We start from the raw sequence: 13,417 nt of genomic DNA, 5'->3' as shown, positions 1-13,417 counted from the left end.
TGCCGCTCGGGTCTGCCAGTAACGAGGAATGTCGAAGTGCTCCAAATCAGTGAATTGCATCAGTACTACGGCGGCAGCCACATCCTGCGCGGCCTGTCCTTCGAGGCCAAGGTCGGCGAAGTCACCTGCCTGCTCGGCCGCAACGGCGTGGGCAAGACCACCCTGCTGCGCTGCCTGATGGGGCTGGTGCCGGCACGCGAGGGCAGCGTGCACTGGGAGCAGCAGGACATCACTCGCTTCAAGCCCCAGCAGCGGGTCCAGGCTGGCATCGCCTATGTGCCGCAGGGCCGCGAGATCTTCCCGCGGCTCACCGTCGAGGAAAACCTGCTGATGGGCCTGTCGCGCTTCCCCGCCCGCGAAGCGCGCGAGGTACCGGCCTTCATCTACGAACTGTTCCCGGTGCTGGAGCAGATGAAGCAACGCCGTGGCGGCGACCTGTCCGGCGGCCAGCAGCAGCAACTGGCCATCGGCCGTGCCCTGGCCAGCCGCCCACGCCTGCTGATCCTCGACGAACCCACCGAAGGCATCCAGCCGTCGGTGATCAAGGAGATCGGCGCGGTGATCCGCCAGCTGGCCGATCGCGGCGACCTGGCCATCCTGCTGGTGGAGCAGTTCTACGACTTCGCCGAGGCCCTGGCCGACCAGTACCTGGTGATGGCCCGGGGTGAGATCGTCCAGCGTGGCCGTGGCGAAAACATGCAAGCTGAAGGTGTGCGCGGCCTGGTAACCATTTAATCTGCACCGATCCACCCTGCGAGACGCTGTCATGAACCACGTAATCCGCGACGCCCTGCCCGACGACGTGCCGGGGATCCTCGACATCTACAACGACGCCGTGCGCAACACCACGGCGATCTGGAACGAAACGCCGGTCGATTTGGCCAACCGCCAGGCCTGGTTCGAGGCCCGGGCGCAGCAGGGCTACCCGATCCTGGTGGCGGTGGATGACAGTGGCGTGCTGGGCTACGCCTCGTTCGGCGACTGGCGGCCGTTCGAGGGTTTTCGGCATACCGTGGAGCACTCGGTCTACATCCGCGATGACCAGCGCGGCAAGGGCCTGGGGCCGCTGCTGATGCAGGCGCTGGTGGAGCGGGCGCGGGCATGTGGCAAGCATGTGATGGTCGCCGCCATCGAGAGCGGCAACGCGGCGTCGATCCGCCTGCATGAGCGGCTGGGGTTCGTGGTGACAGGGCAGATGCCGCAGGTAGGGGTGAAGTTCGGCAAGTGGCTGGACCTGACCTTCATGCAACTGATGCTCGACCCGGGGGCCGAACCCAAGCGCTGAGGCGAGGGCCGCAAGGCGGCCCCAATCCGCTCACATCTGGATGAACCTGCCCAACCGCTGGCGCAGCATGCTGTTCTCGCTGCGCAGTTGCTGCACCTCTTCCAGCAGCTCCAGCGCCAGCGCCACGCCTTCCCATTCCAGCTCCAGCTCCTCGTGCAGCTTGGCCGCACGCTTGGCGAGCCAGGGTGCCTGGTCGTCGAACAACCAGTCCTCCGGCGTTCGCCCCGAAGGTTCAACGATGCCGTGCTCGACGATTTCGATCACGCAGTCGGCCGTGAGGTCGGCCTCCTGACAGAGGGTTCGCATGTCCAGTTGAACGATCAGGGTGCTGCTCATGATCAACTACTCCATTGTGTCCTCGGATTGAACGCAGCCTTCTCGGCGAGCTTGCTCCAGAGTTCGCGGGCGGCCGCATCCGACTGGCTGGGCATGACCACCTTGAGCTGGGCATAGAGGTCGCCACGCTGGCCCTGCTTGTTGGCCAGGCCCATGCCCTTGACCCGCAGGCGCTGGCCGCTCTGGCTGTCGGGGCGGATGGTCAGGTTGATCTTGCCGGTGAGGGTCGGCACCTCCACCTTGGCGCCCAGGGCAGCCTCCCAAGGCGCCAGGGGCACGGTGATGATCAGGTCATGACCTTCGACATCGAACAGCGGGTGCGGTGCCATGCGGATGGTCAGGAACAGGTCGCCGTTGGCCCCGCCAGCGACGCCCGGCGCCCCCTGGCCCTTGAGGCGGATACGCTCGCCATCGGTGACCCCGGCAGGGATACGCACGTTGAGGGTCTTGGTGGTGAAGCCGGTACGCTGGCCAGCGGCGTTGGTCTGCGGCACCTGGAAACTGATCTGCTTGGACTCCTTGCTCAGGGTTTCCTCGAGGAAGATCGCCAGCTCCAGTTCCACGTCCTGCCCTCGCCTGCCCGCGCTGCGTTGCTGACCACGGCCGAAGGGGTTGCCGCCCCGGGCACCGAAGATCGAACTGAAGAATTCCGAGAAATCCCCTGCCTCGAAGCCACCCTCAGCCCCACGGGCCTCCCAGCCCGGCGGTGCCTGGAAGGGCCGGCCGTGCTGGCCGCCGTACTTGCGGATCTCGTCGTACTCGGCGCGCTTTTGTGTATCGCCCAGCACTTCGTAGGCCTCGTTGGCCTCCTTGAATTTCTCCTCGGCGTCGCGCTCCTTGCTGACGTCGGGGTGATACTTGCGCGCGAGCTTGCGGTAGGCGGTCTTGATCGCCTTCTCGTCCGCCGTCGGCTCGACGCCGAGTATCTTGTAGTAGTCTTTGAAGTCCATCTAGGGGATCACCGTTCAGAATGTGTGCGTTGCATCTGAAGATAAGGGTCAAGCATAGCCTTTCAAGGCCTGCTTGGGGTTGCTCCAGAGCAGACGATCGGTCTTGATTCTGCTGGCCACTGGCATAAACTGCGCGGCCGTTTTGCCTCCGGAAGCCTTCCCCCCCATGTCTGACGTATCCCCGGCCCGTGCCTTGGGCATCGACTTCGGCACCTCCAACTCCACGGTCGGCTGGCACCGCCCCGGCGTGCAATCGCTGATCGCCCTGGAAGACGGCAAGATCACCCTGCCCTCGGTGGTCTTCTTCAATATCGAGGAACGCCGTCCGGTATACGGCCGCCTGGCCCTGCACGAATACCTGGAGGGCTACGAAGGACGCCTGATGCGCTCGCTCAAGAGCCTGCTCGGCTCCAAGCTGATCAAGCACGACACCAGCGTGCTGGGCACCGCCCTGCCGTTCAAGGACCTGCTGGGCATGTTCATCGGCGAGCTGAAGAAACGCGCCGAGGCCAATGCCGGCCGCAGCTTCGACGAGGTGGTGCTGGGCCGCCCGGTGTTCTTCGTCGACGAAGACCCGACCGCCGACCAGGAGGCCGAGGACACCCTGGCCGAGGTGGCGCGCAAGGTCGGCTTCAAGGAGGTTTCGTTCCAGTACGAGCCGATCGCCGCGGCGTTCGACTACGAGTCGGGCATCGACCGTGAGGAACTGGTGCTGATCGTCGACATCGGCGGTGGTACCTCGGACTTCTCGCTGATCCGCCTGTCGCCCGAGCGTCACCTGCTCGATGAGCGCCACAGCGACATCCTCGCCACTGGCGGCGTGCACATCGGCGGTACCGACTTCGACAAGCAGTTGAGCCTGCAAGGCGTGATGCCGCTGTTCGGTTACGGCAGCCGGATGAAAAGCCAGGCGTTGATGCCCACCAGCTACCACCTGAACCTGGCCACCTGGCACACCATCAACGCGCTGTATTCGCAAAAATCCCAGTTGGCCCTGGGCAGCATGCGCTACGACATCGAGGACACCCTGGGTATCGATCGCCTGTTCAAGCTGATCGAGCAGCGTGCCGGGCACTGGCTGGCCATGGAAGTGGAGGCCAGCAAGATCGAGCTGACCGAACAGGAGCGCCGGCACATCGACCTGGGCCGCATCGAACCGGCGCTGGGTGTGGACCTGACCCGTGCGCTGTTCGAGGATGCCATCGAGGGGCTGCTGGGGCGTGTGCGTGGCAGCGTCGGCGAACTGCTGACCAAGGCCGGCGTGCGCGAAAGCCAGGTGGACACGGTGTTCTTCACCGGCGGCTCCAGCGGCATCCCGGCCTTGCGCAACAGCGTCGCGGCGATGCTACCCAACGCCCGCCACGTGGAAGGCAATATCTTCGGCAGCATCGGCAGCGGCCTGGCGATCGAAGCCCGCAAACGCTACGGCGCGCTCTGAAGCTTCTAGCTACAAGCCACAAGCTGCAAGTAAAAGCAGGCCGGTGGGGTAATGCTGTTCACTTAAGTCTGATGTGACATCGATTGGGGCTGCCTTGCAGCCTTCGCGGGCAAGCCCGCTCCCACAGGATCGTGCATTTGCAGCGTACTTGTGGGAGCGGGCTTGCCCGCGAAGGGCCGCAAGGCGGCCCCAATGGCTTAAGTGAACAGCATTAGGCCAGTGGAGTCGCCACTTCAGACCAGCTCGGCACGCTTGAGCTCGCTCTTGAGGTAGGCATAGTAGATCGGCCCCGCCACCACGCCCGGCAAGCCGAATGCCGCCTCGAACACCAGCATCGCCAACAGCAACTCCCACGACTTGGCACTGATCTGCCCGCCGACGATCCGCGCATTGAGGAAGTACTCGACCTTGTGGATCACGATCAAGTAGCCCAGGGCGGCCACCGCCACCCAGATCGACAGGGACAGCCCGACGATGGTGATCAGGGTGTTGGACATCAGGTTGCCGATCACCGGCAACAGGCCCAGCAGGAAAGTCAGCACGATCAAGGTCTTGGTCAGCGGCAGGTGCACCCCGAACAACGGGAACACCACCGCCAGGAAGATGCCGGTGAAGAAGGTGTTGAGCAGGGAAATCTTGATCTGGGCGAAGACGATGTTGCGAAACGCCTGCACCAGCAGGCTCAGGCGCTCGAACAGCGCCGCGGCCAGGGGCTTGCGCCGGGATATGTCGGGAATGCGCTGCAAGGCGACGATGGCACCGAGGATCATGCCGATCAGCAGGGTGACGAACATGTGCGCCATGCCCTTGCCCACCAGTTGCAGCTCGCCCAGGTGGCTCTTGAGCCAGTCGCCGATGGCCACCTTGAACTCCGCAGCGCTGGCCGGCAGGTAGCCGTCGATGAACGGCGGCAACTGGGCGCGCGCCCGCTCCACCAGGGCCATGAACTTGTCCAGCGAAGCACCGGGGTTCTCGGCCTCGTGCAGGAGGAAACTGAAGGCACCGGCGAACACCAAGGTCAGGGTACTGACCACCAGCGTGCCGAGCAGGGCCACGGCCAACCAGCGCGCACGCTGGCCGGCGATCAACGGCTGCAGCCTGGGGGTGAGCATGTTGACCAGCTCGAACACCAGCAGGCCGGCCAGCAGGCTGGGCAGCAACTTCAGGGGGAGCGCCAGCAGCAGGCCGGCAAGCACGATGATCCAACTGGCCAGGGTGATCTGGCGAGGGGTGAAGGTCATACAGCCTCAACGGCAGACAACAGAAAAGACCCGCAGTCTGCCAGCCTTCGTCCTACAAACATAGTGACTCGGCGCAGCTCACTTCTTCTTCAGGCAGTCGCTCATGAACGCCTTGCGCTCATCGCCCTTGAGGGCCTTGGCAGTGGCGTTGGCGTTGCAGGTCTTCATCTTCTCCTGCTGGGTGACCTTGAGGCACTTGCTCATGAACGCCTTGCGTTCATCCCCTTTCAGGGCCTGTTCGGTGGCTTCGGCATTGCAGGTCTTCATCTTTTCCTGCTGGGCGGTGGCGGCGAATCCCTGCGCGCTGATCAACACACCCAACACCAACAACGGCACTTGCAGCACTTTCATGGAGTGGTCTCCTTGTCTCCGTGCCCGCTGCACGGTCGTCGTGCAGAGTGTAGACAAGAATTTTTACATCTCCCTACAAGCCTGCGGCCTTGAGCCGTGCAGCGTGCTCGGTGAACAGCCGCACCGGGTCGGCGCCCTTGCCCACCGCGCCGAGGGACTGGTTGACGATGTCCAGGTGGTCGAGCGGATAGTCGTCGCCGATGACCTGGCCCAGGTGCGAGCTGTAGCGCCCGACCATGCCGTCGCATTGGCCCTTCTCGCGCGTGAAGGTGCGGGCGAACAACCGGCAGAAGCGGTTGCTGCCGTCGAAGCGGTTGCGCCCCTGGTCGGTACGCCCCGGTTGCAGGGTGCCGGACCACGAGTAATAGCGCACGCCATCGACCTCGGCCGGGCCCTCGCCCCCCCAGGAGGTCGGCAGGCCCTGTGGATAAGCCTGGTTGAACAGGGCCACGCCGGCGCTAGTGAGGGACTGGTGCGAGGCGTGCACGTCGATCGGCAGCGGCTCGCGCCGCCAGCCGGTTTCCAGCCATACCAGCAACACCGCAAGGCCATGCAGCACAGCCTTGAGTATCCGCCCCTGGGGTGAGTCGCCCGGGGCCTTGTGCGCCAAGTAGTCGGCCAGCTCCGAGCCCTGGTTGGGCCCGGCCACCGAGGTCACCGACGCCACCCGGTCGGGCCTCTTCGCCGCCGCGTAGCGGGCGCTGAGGGCCCCCTGGCTGTGGCCGATAAGGTTGACCCGTTCGGCCCCGGTCCGCCGGCAGATGTCCTCGATGATCGCCAGCAGCTGTTCGCCACGGACTTCGCTGGCATGCAGCGGCGACACCTGCACCGGGAATACCTGCGCTCCACCCCGGCGCAGCGCCGGAACGATGCCATACCAGTACGGATAGAGCAGCACCCGCACGAAACCGAGCATGCCCGGTACCAGCACCAGTGGGTAGCGCGTGGCCAGGTCCTGGTTCATGGCCTCTCCCTCTCCTTGGTCAGTCGGCCAACACTACAGGGCCGGGGCCAGGCATCGCAATCGAACTCCTGGCGCGCCATGCGGCTCCAACCAGAACAGACCCTGAGCAAGGAGCGGGACCATGTACAAGCAGACCCTGGCAATCCTTCTGGCGGGCGCGACCCTGGCCGCCTGCGGCAGCCGCCCGGAAAACCCGGTGGACTACGTCACCTACCGCGACGAGCCGCTGGTCAAGCAGGTCGAGAACGGCATGACCATGCAGAAGGTCATCGCCATCGGCGGCAGCCCGTCGAAGGTGAGCGACCTGCCCCATGGCGGCACCTGCAACGACTACATCCTCAACCGCGACGGCCACCAGCAGCCCTACTACGTACGCTTCGACGCCACCGGCCATGTCGATGCCAAGGGCTTCAAGACCTGCCAGCAACGAGAAGAGGACCGCGAGGCCGTACCCGGCGCGTGAGCCCTCCCTGACACCCCGTGACCACCCTGATCCTTTCGGAGATGAACATGAACGCTACCGAACTGACCGATGTGCAGACCCTGCGCGAGCGCGCCCGCCAGCATGTCGAGCAAGGCGCCGTGACCGAGGGCTACAGTGCCGATCGCGACAGGATCCTGCGCCTGCTCAATGAATCGCTGGCCACCGAGCTGGTCTGCACCCTGCGCTACAAGCGCCACTACTTCATGGCCAGCGGCATCAAGGCCAGCGTCGCCGCCGAGGAGTTCCTCGAGCATGCCAACCAGGAGGCCGAGCACGCCGACAAGCTGGCCGAGCGCATCGTCCAGCTCGGTGGCGAGCCGGATTTCAACCCGGACAACCTGAGCAAGAACGCCCACGCCCAGTACGTCGCGGGCAGTACCTTGAAAGAGATGGTCCTGGAGGACCTGGTGGCCGAGCGCATCGCCATCGACAGCTACCGCGAGATCATCCAGTACATCGGCGAGAAAGACCCGACCACCCGGCGCATCTTCGAAGACATCCTGGCCCAGGAAGAAGAGCACGCCGACGACATGGCGGACCTGCTCAAAGGCTTGTGATCCACTGGGGCCGCTGTGCGGCCCCAGCGTTTGCCAGCCCCCTGCCCGAAGCTACTTGCGCCCCTTCACCGCCGCCGGCGCCTTGCCGGCCCGCATCTGTTCGAGCAACGGCGTGCACTGGTTCGGCTCGTCCCCACTCGGTGCGATCAGCGCCAGTAGCCCTGCCGCAGGGCCGATCGCCACGCCCAGCGCCACCATCCCGGCGCCTCGCAGGGCTAGCGGCACCGCCTGCACCCCGGCGCTGGGCTTGGCGAACGGCCCACGCACGTACAACGGCGAACGCAGCGAGAACAAGCGCACGCCCTTCGATTCGGGGGTGATCTTCAAGTCCAACTGCTCGCTGGCGAAGTTGGCCGTACCGTCGACATGGATGATCGCGTTCTCGGTATCGAAGACGAACAACCGCGTGGTCGCCAGGCCATCCTTGATGCCCACGTCGGCCGCCGCGCAGTTGATCTTCACCTCCTCGTCGCCGAACAACTTGCCGATCACATAGTTGCCCACGTTGAGCCCGGCGATTTCCATCAGGCCCCGGCTGATGGCGCCATCGTTGATGAGCAGGCGCAGGTCGCCATTGGAGGTGCCGAGCAGGGCCGCCACCGAATTACCGCGCCCACCCAGGTCGGCATCACCGTTGAGCTCGCCGAAGCTGGTCTGCATGGGCGCGAAGCTGGGGAACAGTTGCTTGAGCTTGAAGCCCCGGGCGGTCAGCCGGGCGCGGCCTTGCATCGGCACCGTGCGACCGTCCAGGCGGATGTTGGCATTGAGGTTGCCCCCGGCGACGCCGAAGCGCAGCGGCTCCAGGCGCAACAGGCCGTCCTCGAGCAAGACACGGGCGGACAGGTCGTTGAACGGCAGTTGCTCGCTGTGCACGATGCGCTTGCCGCTGAAGGTAACGTCGGCATCCATCGCCCGCCAGCGCTCGGTGCGAAACTCCTCCACCGGCAAGACCTTGCCTGCCGGCTGCTTGCTGGCGCCACCACGGGCCTTCTGCTCGACGTTGGAGTCAGCGCCGATCAACGGGGCCAGGTCCTTGAACAGCAGTTGGTTGGACACCAGGTTGCCGGCGAGCTTCGGCCGCGGCTGGCTGGCGACGAAGGCCAGGTCGCCATGGATGTCGCTGTCGCCGATCTTGCCGTTGAAGCCTTCGTAGCGGAACCGAGCGCCGTCCGGGTCCTGCAGGTTGGCGGTGAGGTGGCCGTCGGTGGAATAGGCCGGCGTGTCCGGCAAGGTCACGCCAGTCAGGGGATACAGGTTGCCCAGGCTGCTGCCGGACAGGCGCAGGCGCAGGTCGAGCGCGCCGAGGTTGCGTGGGTCGGTCAGGGTACCGGCAAGGGCCGCCCGGGTGTTGCCGATGCGCACGTCGGCCTGCAGCGGGAACGGCTGGCTGGCATCCTGCAGCGCCAGCAGGCCACCGATCTTGCCGGTGCCGGACACCGCCTGGCCTTTGTAACGGCCCTGGGCCTTGAGGCCGAAGGCATAGTCCTGGGCGCCCCCGGCCTTCTCGGCGCTGGCCTTGCCGACGATCTCGCTGAACGGGATCGGCTTGCCCAGCGGGTCGATCTGCACCTTCATGCTGGTTTTCAGGATCTGGTCGTCGAAGCTGACGTTGCCCTGGTCGAAGCCGATGGCGCCGATGTCCAGCACCCACTTGGACGGCTCGGCATTTTCGTCCTCGGGCCCGAAGTCGAAGGTCCAGTTGGCCCGGCCATCGGCCAGGCGGGTAAGGCTGGCGGTGGGCTTGGTCAGGTCTATGCGCGGGATGACGATCTGCTGGAACGCCAGAGGCACGGGCGACAGGCGGAACTCCACGCGCTCCAGGCCGACCATCTGCGGCGTCTTCAGCCAGTCTGGATTGCCCAGGGTCAGGTCTTCGGCGATGAAGTGCGGCCAGGGCACCCAGGCCCGCCAACCACCCTCCTGCGGCTCGGTACGCCACTGCACGGCGAGGTTGCCGTTGATCGCGAACGGCCGGTGCAGGGCCTCGGAGACTTTCTCGTTGAGCAGCGGCTTGATGCGGTTCCAGTCGAACGTGGCGATCACCACCACCAGTATCGCCAACAGGGTCAACAGGCTGGCGAGGCTCCAGGTGAGGATTCTGACGGGACGCATCATTGCGTGATTCTCCTGACGACGACATGGCACAAAGCGGGCGTGACGATGGCACACATTATGTCGGACTGATGAAAGTCCGCTGGGTTTAATTCACCCCCCCTGGAATGACGACTTTCCTGACCCCTTTCTCAGTTTCTGGCCGAGAAACAGATCCGGCGTCAGCTGAAAAACCTGCTAGCACATTGCCTTCAAATCCTCTGACAGCCTTGCCTTAGAGCCTTCACGACCCTGTATCAACGCGGTCGATTGTCACCATTATCCGTATGAACTTTTCTCTGGCGTTACCGAGCGTAGCATTGGCTTCGTACCCACTTTCCAGCCCCCCAGAGGAGCACCGATATCATGAAACGCCACCTGCTGCTGAGCCTGACCCTGTCCATCCTGGCCGCCAATGCCTTCGCCCTGCCAGCCGAAGAACAGCATCTGAGCGCCGAGTCCCGTACCAGCTCGGCCGAAATCGCCCAACCGCTGAAGACCTTGGCCGAGGGTGGCGCTGATCGTCTGCAGGAACGTGCCGCCCGCGTCGCCGAAGGGGGTTCCGACCGCCTGATCGAACGCAACAACCGCGTCGCCGAGGGGGGCTCCGACCGCCTGATCGAGCGCAACAACCGTGTCGCCGAAGGGGGCTCCGACCGCCTGATCGAAATCAGCCGCATGAGCTGATCGTCATGGCCAAGAACAACAACCCGCCGCGCAGTGCCTGCTCTCCCCCAAGCCCGGTCCATTGACCGGGCTTCGTTTTTTTATCCAGAATGCCCAGCCGTACAACCACAGAAGCCCGCCCCATGCTGCCGCGCGCCGAACAGAAGCTACAGACACGCCAGGCCCTGCTGGATGCCGCCTGCCAGCTCATGGAGAGCGGCCGTGGCTTCGGCAGCATCAGCCTGCGCGAAGTGGCCAAGGCCGCCGGCATCGTGCCCACCGGTTTCTACCGACACTTCCCCGACATGGACGCGCTGGGCCTTGCCCTGGTCGCCGAGGTCGACGCGACCTTCCGCCAAACCATCCGTCTGGTGCGGCAAAACGAATTCGAGCTGGGCGGCATCACCGACGCCTCGGTACGCATCTTCCTCGATGTGGTCGCCGCCCACCGCGCCCAGTTCCTGTTCCTCGCCCGCGAGCAGTACGGCGGCTCCCAGGCGGTGCGCCAGGCCATCGCCCGCTTGCGCCAGGACATCAGCGCCGACCTGGCCACCGACCTCGCCCGCATGCCCCGCTGGCAGCACCTGGATGCCGCCGCCCTGGCGGTGATGGCCGACCTGGTGGTCAAGACGGTGTTCGCCACCCTGCCGGAACTGATCGACAGCCCAGGCCCCGACGACCCGCAAGCGCTTACGCCCCAGGAAAAGATCACCCAGCAGCTGCGTTTCATATTCGTCGGCGCGCGGCATTGGCAGGGCCTCGGTAACCCGGGGTAAGCACAGCGGGGATCTGCAAGTAAAAGCAAAAATCAAAATCTGCGCAGGCATGCTTTTTCTTGCAGCTTGCAGCTTGCAGCTTGCCGCTAGCTGCTACCATGACGCACTGCCCGATTGCGACGAGCACGCCCCATGTCCGACCCCCGCCCCACCCCGCCCGAGCTACGCCCCTACGTGGCCCGTTTCCGCCAGCATTTCGCCGAGCGTATCGTGCCCTTGTGGCAAGGCCCTGGCTGGAATGCCGAGATGGCCCTGCCCTACGAGGCGCTCGACGGTCAGCACCGGCCACTGCCGGTGCAGCGCTACCGGGCCATGGCCTGCGCCCGCCAACTGTACCTGTTCAGCAGTCGCATCGAGCAGCCGGGCGCGGCCGAGCGGGCCGCAGCGCTGTTCCGCTCGCTGCAACGGCATTTCCATGATGCCGAGCACGGCGGCTGGTTCTACAGCATCGATGCCGAAGGCCGGCCCCTCGACCGGCGCAAGGACCTCTACACCCATGCCTTCATCGTCTTCGCCTGCGCCCATTACTGGGGCAAGGTGCGCGAGCCACTGGTCGAGGCCAAGCTGAATGCGGCGCTGAGCATCGTCGCCGAGCGTTTCGCCCGGGATGATGGGTTGTACGAGGCAAGCCTGGACGAAGACTGGTCGGCACTGGGCAGCGGCCCTTTGCAGAACCCGCAGATGCATCTGGCCGAAGCCTTCCTGCAAACGCTGGCAGTACGCGAGGACGAGCAGGTACGACAGGCGCTGTTGCAGCTGTGCGAAGCCCTGCAGGTGCATTTCATCGACCCGGCCCACGGCCTGATGCTGGAGAAACCCCGCGGTGCCGTGGATAACTGGTTCGAGCCTGGGCATCAATTCGAGTGGTTCTACCTGCTCGATACCTCGCCACTGCTGCGTGGCGGCCCGTTGCACGGCTCCCTTTACCGCGCCTTCGCATACGCCGAACAACAGGGCGTGACGGATTCGGCGGTGCTGGCGATGCTGGATGCGCAAGGCAATGTGACCGATCCGACCCAGCGCATCTGGGCCCAGGCCGAGTATTTGCGGGCACTGGCGCTGCGGCCGGGTAGCGAGGAAAGGTTGCTACGCCAGTTGCAGGCGCTGGAAACGCGCTTCCTGCATCCAGGCGGCTGGCACGAGTGCCGCGATGGCAACGGCGCGGTCAGCCGGCATGACATGCCGTCGACCACGCCCTATCACCTGGCGACCTGCCTGGAAGGCTTGCGGCAGCTGGGCTGACGCATTCGCGACGCGCCCCCTGAATTCACCCCTTGGCCGACCGATCGATCGCGAACCCCGCCCAATCCTGGCTCACCGGCATCAGCTCGAGGCTGTTGATGTTGATATGCGCCGGCTGGTTGAGGATCCAGAAGATGGTCTCGGCGATATCCTGCGGCTGGATCGGCTCGATACCGGCATAGGTCGCGTCGTAGCGCGCCTGGTCGCCGCCGAAGCGCACCAGGGAGAACTCGCTCTCGCACATCCCAGGCTCGATATTGCTGACCCGTACGCCCGTGCCGCGCAGGTCGCAACGCAGGCTCAGGGAGAACTGACCGACGAAGGCCTTGGTGCCGCCGTACACATGGCTGCCCGGATAGGGGTAGATGCCCGCCACCGAACCGACATTGAGGATGGTCGCGCCACGGCCATGGGCGATCAGCCGTGGCAGCAGCAGGCGGGTGGTGTACATCAGGCCCTTGATGTTGGTGTCGACCATGGTTTCCCAATCGTCCAGGTCGCAGTTCTGCGCCGGCTCCGCGCCCAGGGCGAGGCCGGCGTTGTTGACCAGGCCGCGCAGCGTGTCGAAGGCCGGCGGCAGGTTGGCGATGGCCTGCTCCATGGCCTTGCGGTCGCGCACATCGACCACCAGGCCATGCACCTCGGTCTTGGCCGACAGCTCGGCGCACAGGGCGTCCAGGCGCTCCTTGCGCCGGCCGGTGAGCACCAGCTTCCAGCCCGCTTCGGCGAAACGGCGGGCGGCGGCCTCGCCGAACCCGGAAGTCGCGCCAGTGATGAATACGGTGGACGTCATGCTGTTCTCCTTCGCTGTGCTGTGAATTGCCTCGGCAGGTCTTGAAGCATGCCCGCCACCGGCGTTGCCAGCAAGTCGTCGATGGTACTGCCCAATAAATGAACAGCATGGTAGAACCCTTGTGGTAGAGGGGCTGACGCGTGCTATACGCATCTTATCCACAGGGCTTTCCCCACGGATTGGGGGCAACTCGTCGGGTCGCTGGAACCCTTTTTCATCGGAGCGCTGGGCAACGATGGTCGA

Annotated in this window: 15 protein-coding genes; 8 read left to right on the top strand and 7 right to left on the bottom strand. The window is 65.1% G+C overall.

Annotation, left to right across the window (positions count from 1 at the left end):
- The first annotated feature begins 36 nt into the window (after positions 1-36).
- Positions 37-735: an urea ABC transporter ATP-binding subunit UrtE gene (gene urtE / locus ACDI39_RS20650; RefSeq protein WP_253080997.1), complete on the top strand. Its 699-nt coding sequence runs from the start codon at positions 37-39 to the stop codon at positions 733-735.
- A 31-nt stretch (positions 736-766) separates the two neighbouring features.
- Positions 767-1,285, top strand: a complete 519-nt coding sequence (locus ACDI39_RS20645; protein ID WP_225790606.1) for a GNAT family N-acetyltransferase — start codon at positions 767-769, stop codon at positions 1,283-1,285.
- 30 nt (positions 1,286-1,315) lie between these two features.
- On the opposite strand, the gene ACDI39_RS20640 is transcribed toward ACDI39_RS20645, so the two are convergent.
- Positions 1,316-1,621 (bottom strand): chaperone modulator CbpM, encoded by a 306-nt coding sequence (locus tag ACDI39_RS20640; RefSeq protein WP_225790605.1) that lies wholly within the window; start codon positions 1,619-1,621, stop codon positions 1,316-1,318.
- Between the two features lie 2 nt (positions 1,622-1,623).
- The gene (gene cbpA, locus ACDI39_RS20635; RefSeq protein ID WP_225790604.1) at positions 1,624-2,571 is read right to left on the bottom strand and encodes a curved DNA-binding protein; all 948 of its coding nucleotides are present in this window, start codon (positions 2,569-2,571) and stop codon (positions 1,624-1,626) included.
- 166 nt (positions 2,572-2,737) lie between these two features.
- Between cbpA and ACDI39_RS20630 the strand changes: the two genes are divergently transcribed.
- Positions 2,738-4,009 (top strand): Hsp70 family protein, encoded by a 1,272-nt coding sequence (locus ACDI39_RS20630; RefSeq protein WP_225790603.1) that lies wholly within the window; start codon positions 2,738-2,740, stop codon positions 4,007-4,009.
- 233 nt (positions 4,010-4,242) lie between these two features.
- On the opposite strand, the gene ACDI39_RS20625 is transcribed toward ACDI39_RS20630, so the two are convergent.
- From ACDI39_RS20625 to ACDI39_RS20615, 3 genes are all read right to left on the bottom strand, one after another.
- Positions 4,243-5,250, bottom strand: a complete 1,008-nt coding sequence (locus tag ACDI39_RS20625) for an AI-2E family transporter (RefSeq protein WP_225790602.1) — start codon at positions 5,248-5,250, stop codon at positions 4,243-4,245.
- 78 nt (positions 5,251-5,328) lie between these two features.
- A complete protein-coding gene (locus ACDI39_RS20620; RefSeq protein ID WP_225790601.1) occupies positions 5,329-5,601 on the bottom strand; it encodes a PsiF family protein in 273 nt (90 codons plus the stop codon).
- Positions 5,602-5,674: 73 nt separating this feature from the next.
- Complete coding sequence (locus ACDI39_RS20615) at positions 5,675-6,565, bottom strand: esterase/lipase family protein (RefSeq protein WP_225790600.1); 891 nt, start codon at positions 6,563-6,565, stop codon at positions 5,675-5,677.
- A gap of 121 nt (positions 6,566-6,686) precedes the next feature.
- On the opposite strand from ACDI39_RS20615, the gene osmE reads away from it, so the two are divergent.
- Together osmE and ACDI39_RS20605 are read left to right on the top strand one after the other, a co-directional pair.
- A complete protein-coding gene (osmE, locus tag ACDI39_RS20610; protein ID WP_225790599.1) occupies positions 6,687-7,028 on the top strand; it encodes an osmotically-inducible lipoprotein OsmE in 342 nt (113 codons plus the stop codon).
- Positions 7,029-7,075: 47 nt separating this feature from the next.
- The gene (locus ACDI39_RS20605) at positions 7,076-7,606 is read left to right on the top strand and encodes a ferritin-like domain-containing protein (protein WP_225790598.1); all 531 of its coding nucleotides are present in this window, start codon (positions 7,076-7,078) and stop codon (positions 7,604-7,606) included.
- Positions 7,607-7,657: 51 nt separating this feature from the next.
- Here ACDI39_RS20605 and ACDI39_RS20600 read toward each other — a convergent pair whose 3' ends face one another.
- Positions 7,658-9,721, bottom strand: coding sequence for an AsmA family protein (locus ACDI39_RS20600; protein WP_253104348.1), 2,064 nt, complete (start codon positions 9,719-9,721; stop codon positions 7,658-7,660).
- A gap of 342 nt (positions 9,722-10,063) precedes the next feature.
- Here ACDI39_RS20600 and ACDI39_RS20595 point away from each other — a divergent pair, with 342 nt between their 5' ends.
- From ACDI39_RS20595 to ACDI39_RS20585, 3 genes are all read left to right on the top strand, one after another.
- Entirely contained in the window at positions 10,064-10,384 is a 321-nt protein-coding gene (locus ACDI39_RS20595; RefSeq protein WP_486537004.1) for a hypothetical protein, read from the top strand.
- 122 nt (positions 10,385-10,506) lie between these two features.
- Positions 10,507-11,139 (top strand): TetR family transcriptional regulator, encoded by a 633-nt coding sequence (locus tag ACDI39_RS20590; protein ID WP_225790595.1) that lies wholly within the window; start codon positions 10,507-10,509, stop codon positions 11,137-11,139.
- A 132-nt stretch (positions 11,140-11,271) separates the two neighbouring features.
- The gene (locus tag ACDI39_RS20585; RefSeq protein ID WP_486537003.1) at positions 11,272-12,381 is read left to right on the top strand and encodes an AGE family epimerase/isomerase; all 1,110 of its coding nucleotides are present in this window, start codon (positions 11,272-11,274) and stop codon (positions 12,379-12,381) included.
- 25 nt (positions 12,382-12,406) lie between these two features.
- Here ACDI39_RS20585 and ACDI39_RS20580 read toward each other — a convergent pair whose 3' ends face one another.
- Complete coding sequence (locus ACDI39_RS20580; RefSeq protein ID WP_225788974.1) at positions 12,407-13,174, bottom strand: SDR family oxidoreductase; 768 nt, start codon at positions 13,172-13,174, stop codon at positions 12,407-12,409.
- Positions 13,175-13,417 lie beyond the last annotated feature (243 nt).

The sequence above is a fragment of the Pseudomonas sp. Tun-23181 genome, from assembly GCF_057415455.1.
Note: the sequence above shows the minus strand (reverse complement) of the source record. Positions and strands in the feature narration are given on the sequence as shown.

Excerpts from the sequence above, each read along its gene's own strand:
- ACDI39_RS20595 (WP_486537004.1), top strand. The coding sequence starts at position 10,064 with ATGAAACGCCACCTGCTGCTGAGCCTGACCCTGTCCATCCTGGCCGCC.
- ACDI39_RS20585 (WP_486537003.1), top strand. The coding sequence starts at position 11,272 with ATGTCCGACCCCCGCCCCACCCCGCCCGAGCTACGCCCCTACGTGGCC.
- ACDI39_RS20580 (WP_225788974.1), bottom strand. The coding sequence starts at position 13,174 with ATGACGTCCACCGTATTCATCACTGGCGCGACTTCCGGGTTCGGCGAG.
- ACDI39_RS20600 (WP_253104348.1), bottom strand. The coding sequence starts at position 9,721 with ATGATGCGTCCCGTCAGAATCCTCACCTGGAGCCTCGCCAGCCTGTTG.
- ACDI39_RS20625 (WP_225790602.1), bottom strand. The coding sequence starts at position 5,250 with ATGACCTTCACCCCTCGCCAGATCACCCTGGCCAGTTGGATCATCGTG.
- cbpA (WP_225790604.1), bottom strand. The coding sequence starts at position 2,571 with ATGGACTTCAAAGACTACTACAAGATACTCGGCGTCGAGCCGACGGCG.
- osmE (WP_225790599.1), top strand. The coding sequence starts at position 6,687 with ATGTACAAGCAGACCCTGGCAATCCTTCTGGCGGGCGCGACCCTGGCC.
- ACDI39_RS20620 (WP_225790601.1), bottom strand. The coding sequence starts at position 5,601 with ATGAAAGTGCTGCAAGTGCCGTTGTTGGTGTTGGGTGTGTTGATCAGC.
- ACDI39_RS20615 (WP_225790600.1), bottom strand. The coding sequence starts at position 6,565 with ATGAACCAGGACCTGGCCACGCGCTACCCACTGGTGCTGGTACCGGGC.
- ACDI39_RS20605 (WP_225790598.1), top strand. The coding sequence starts at position 7,076 with ATGAACGCTACCGAACTGACCGATGTGCAGACCCTGCGCGAGCGCGCC.
- ACDI39_RS20645 (WP_225790606.1), top strand. The coding sequence starts at position 767 with ATGAACCACGTAATCCGCGACGCCCTGCCCGACGACGTGCCGGGGATC.
- ACDI39_RS20640 (WP_225790605.1), bottom strand. The coding sequence starts at position 1,621 with ATGAGCAGCACCCTGATCGTTCAACTGGACATGCGAACCCTCTGTCAG.
- ACDI39_RS20630 (WP_225790603.1), top strand. The coding sequence starts at position 2,738 with ATGTCTGACGTATCCCCGGCCCGTGCCTTGGGCATCGACTTCGGCACC.
- ACDI39_RS20590 (WP_225790595.1), top strand. The coding sequence starts at position 10,507 with ATGCTGCCGCGCGCCGAACAGAAGCTACAGACACGCCAGGCCCTGCTG.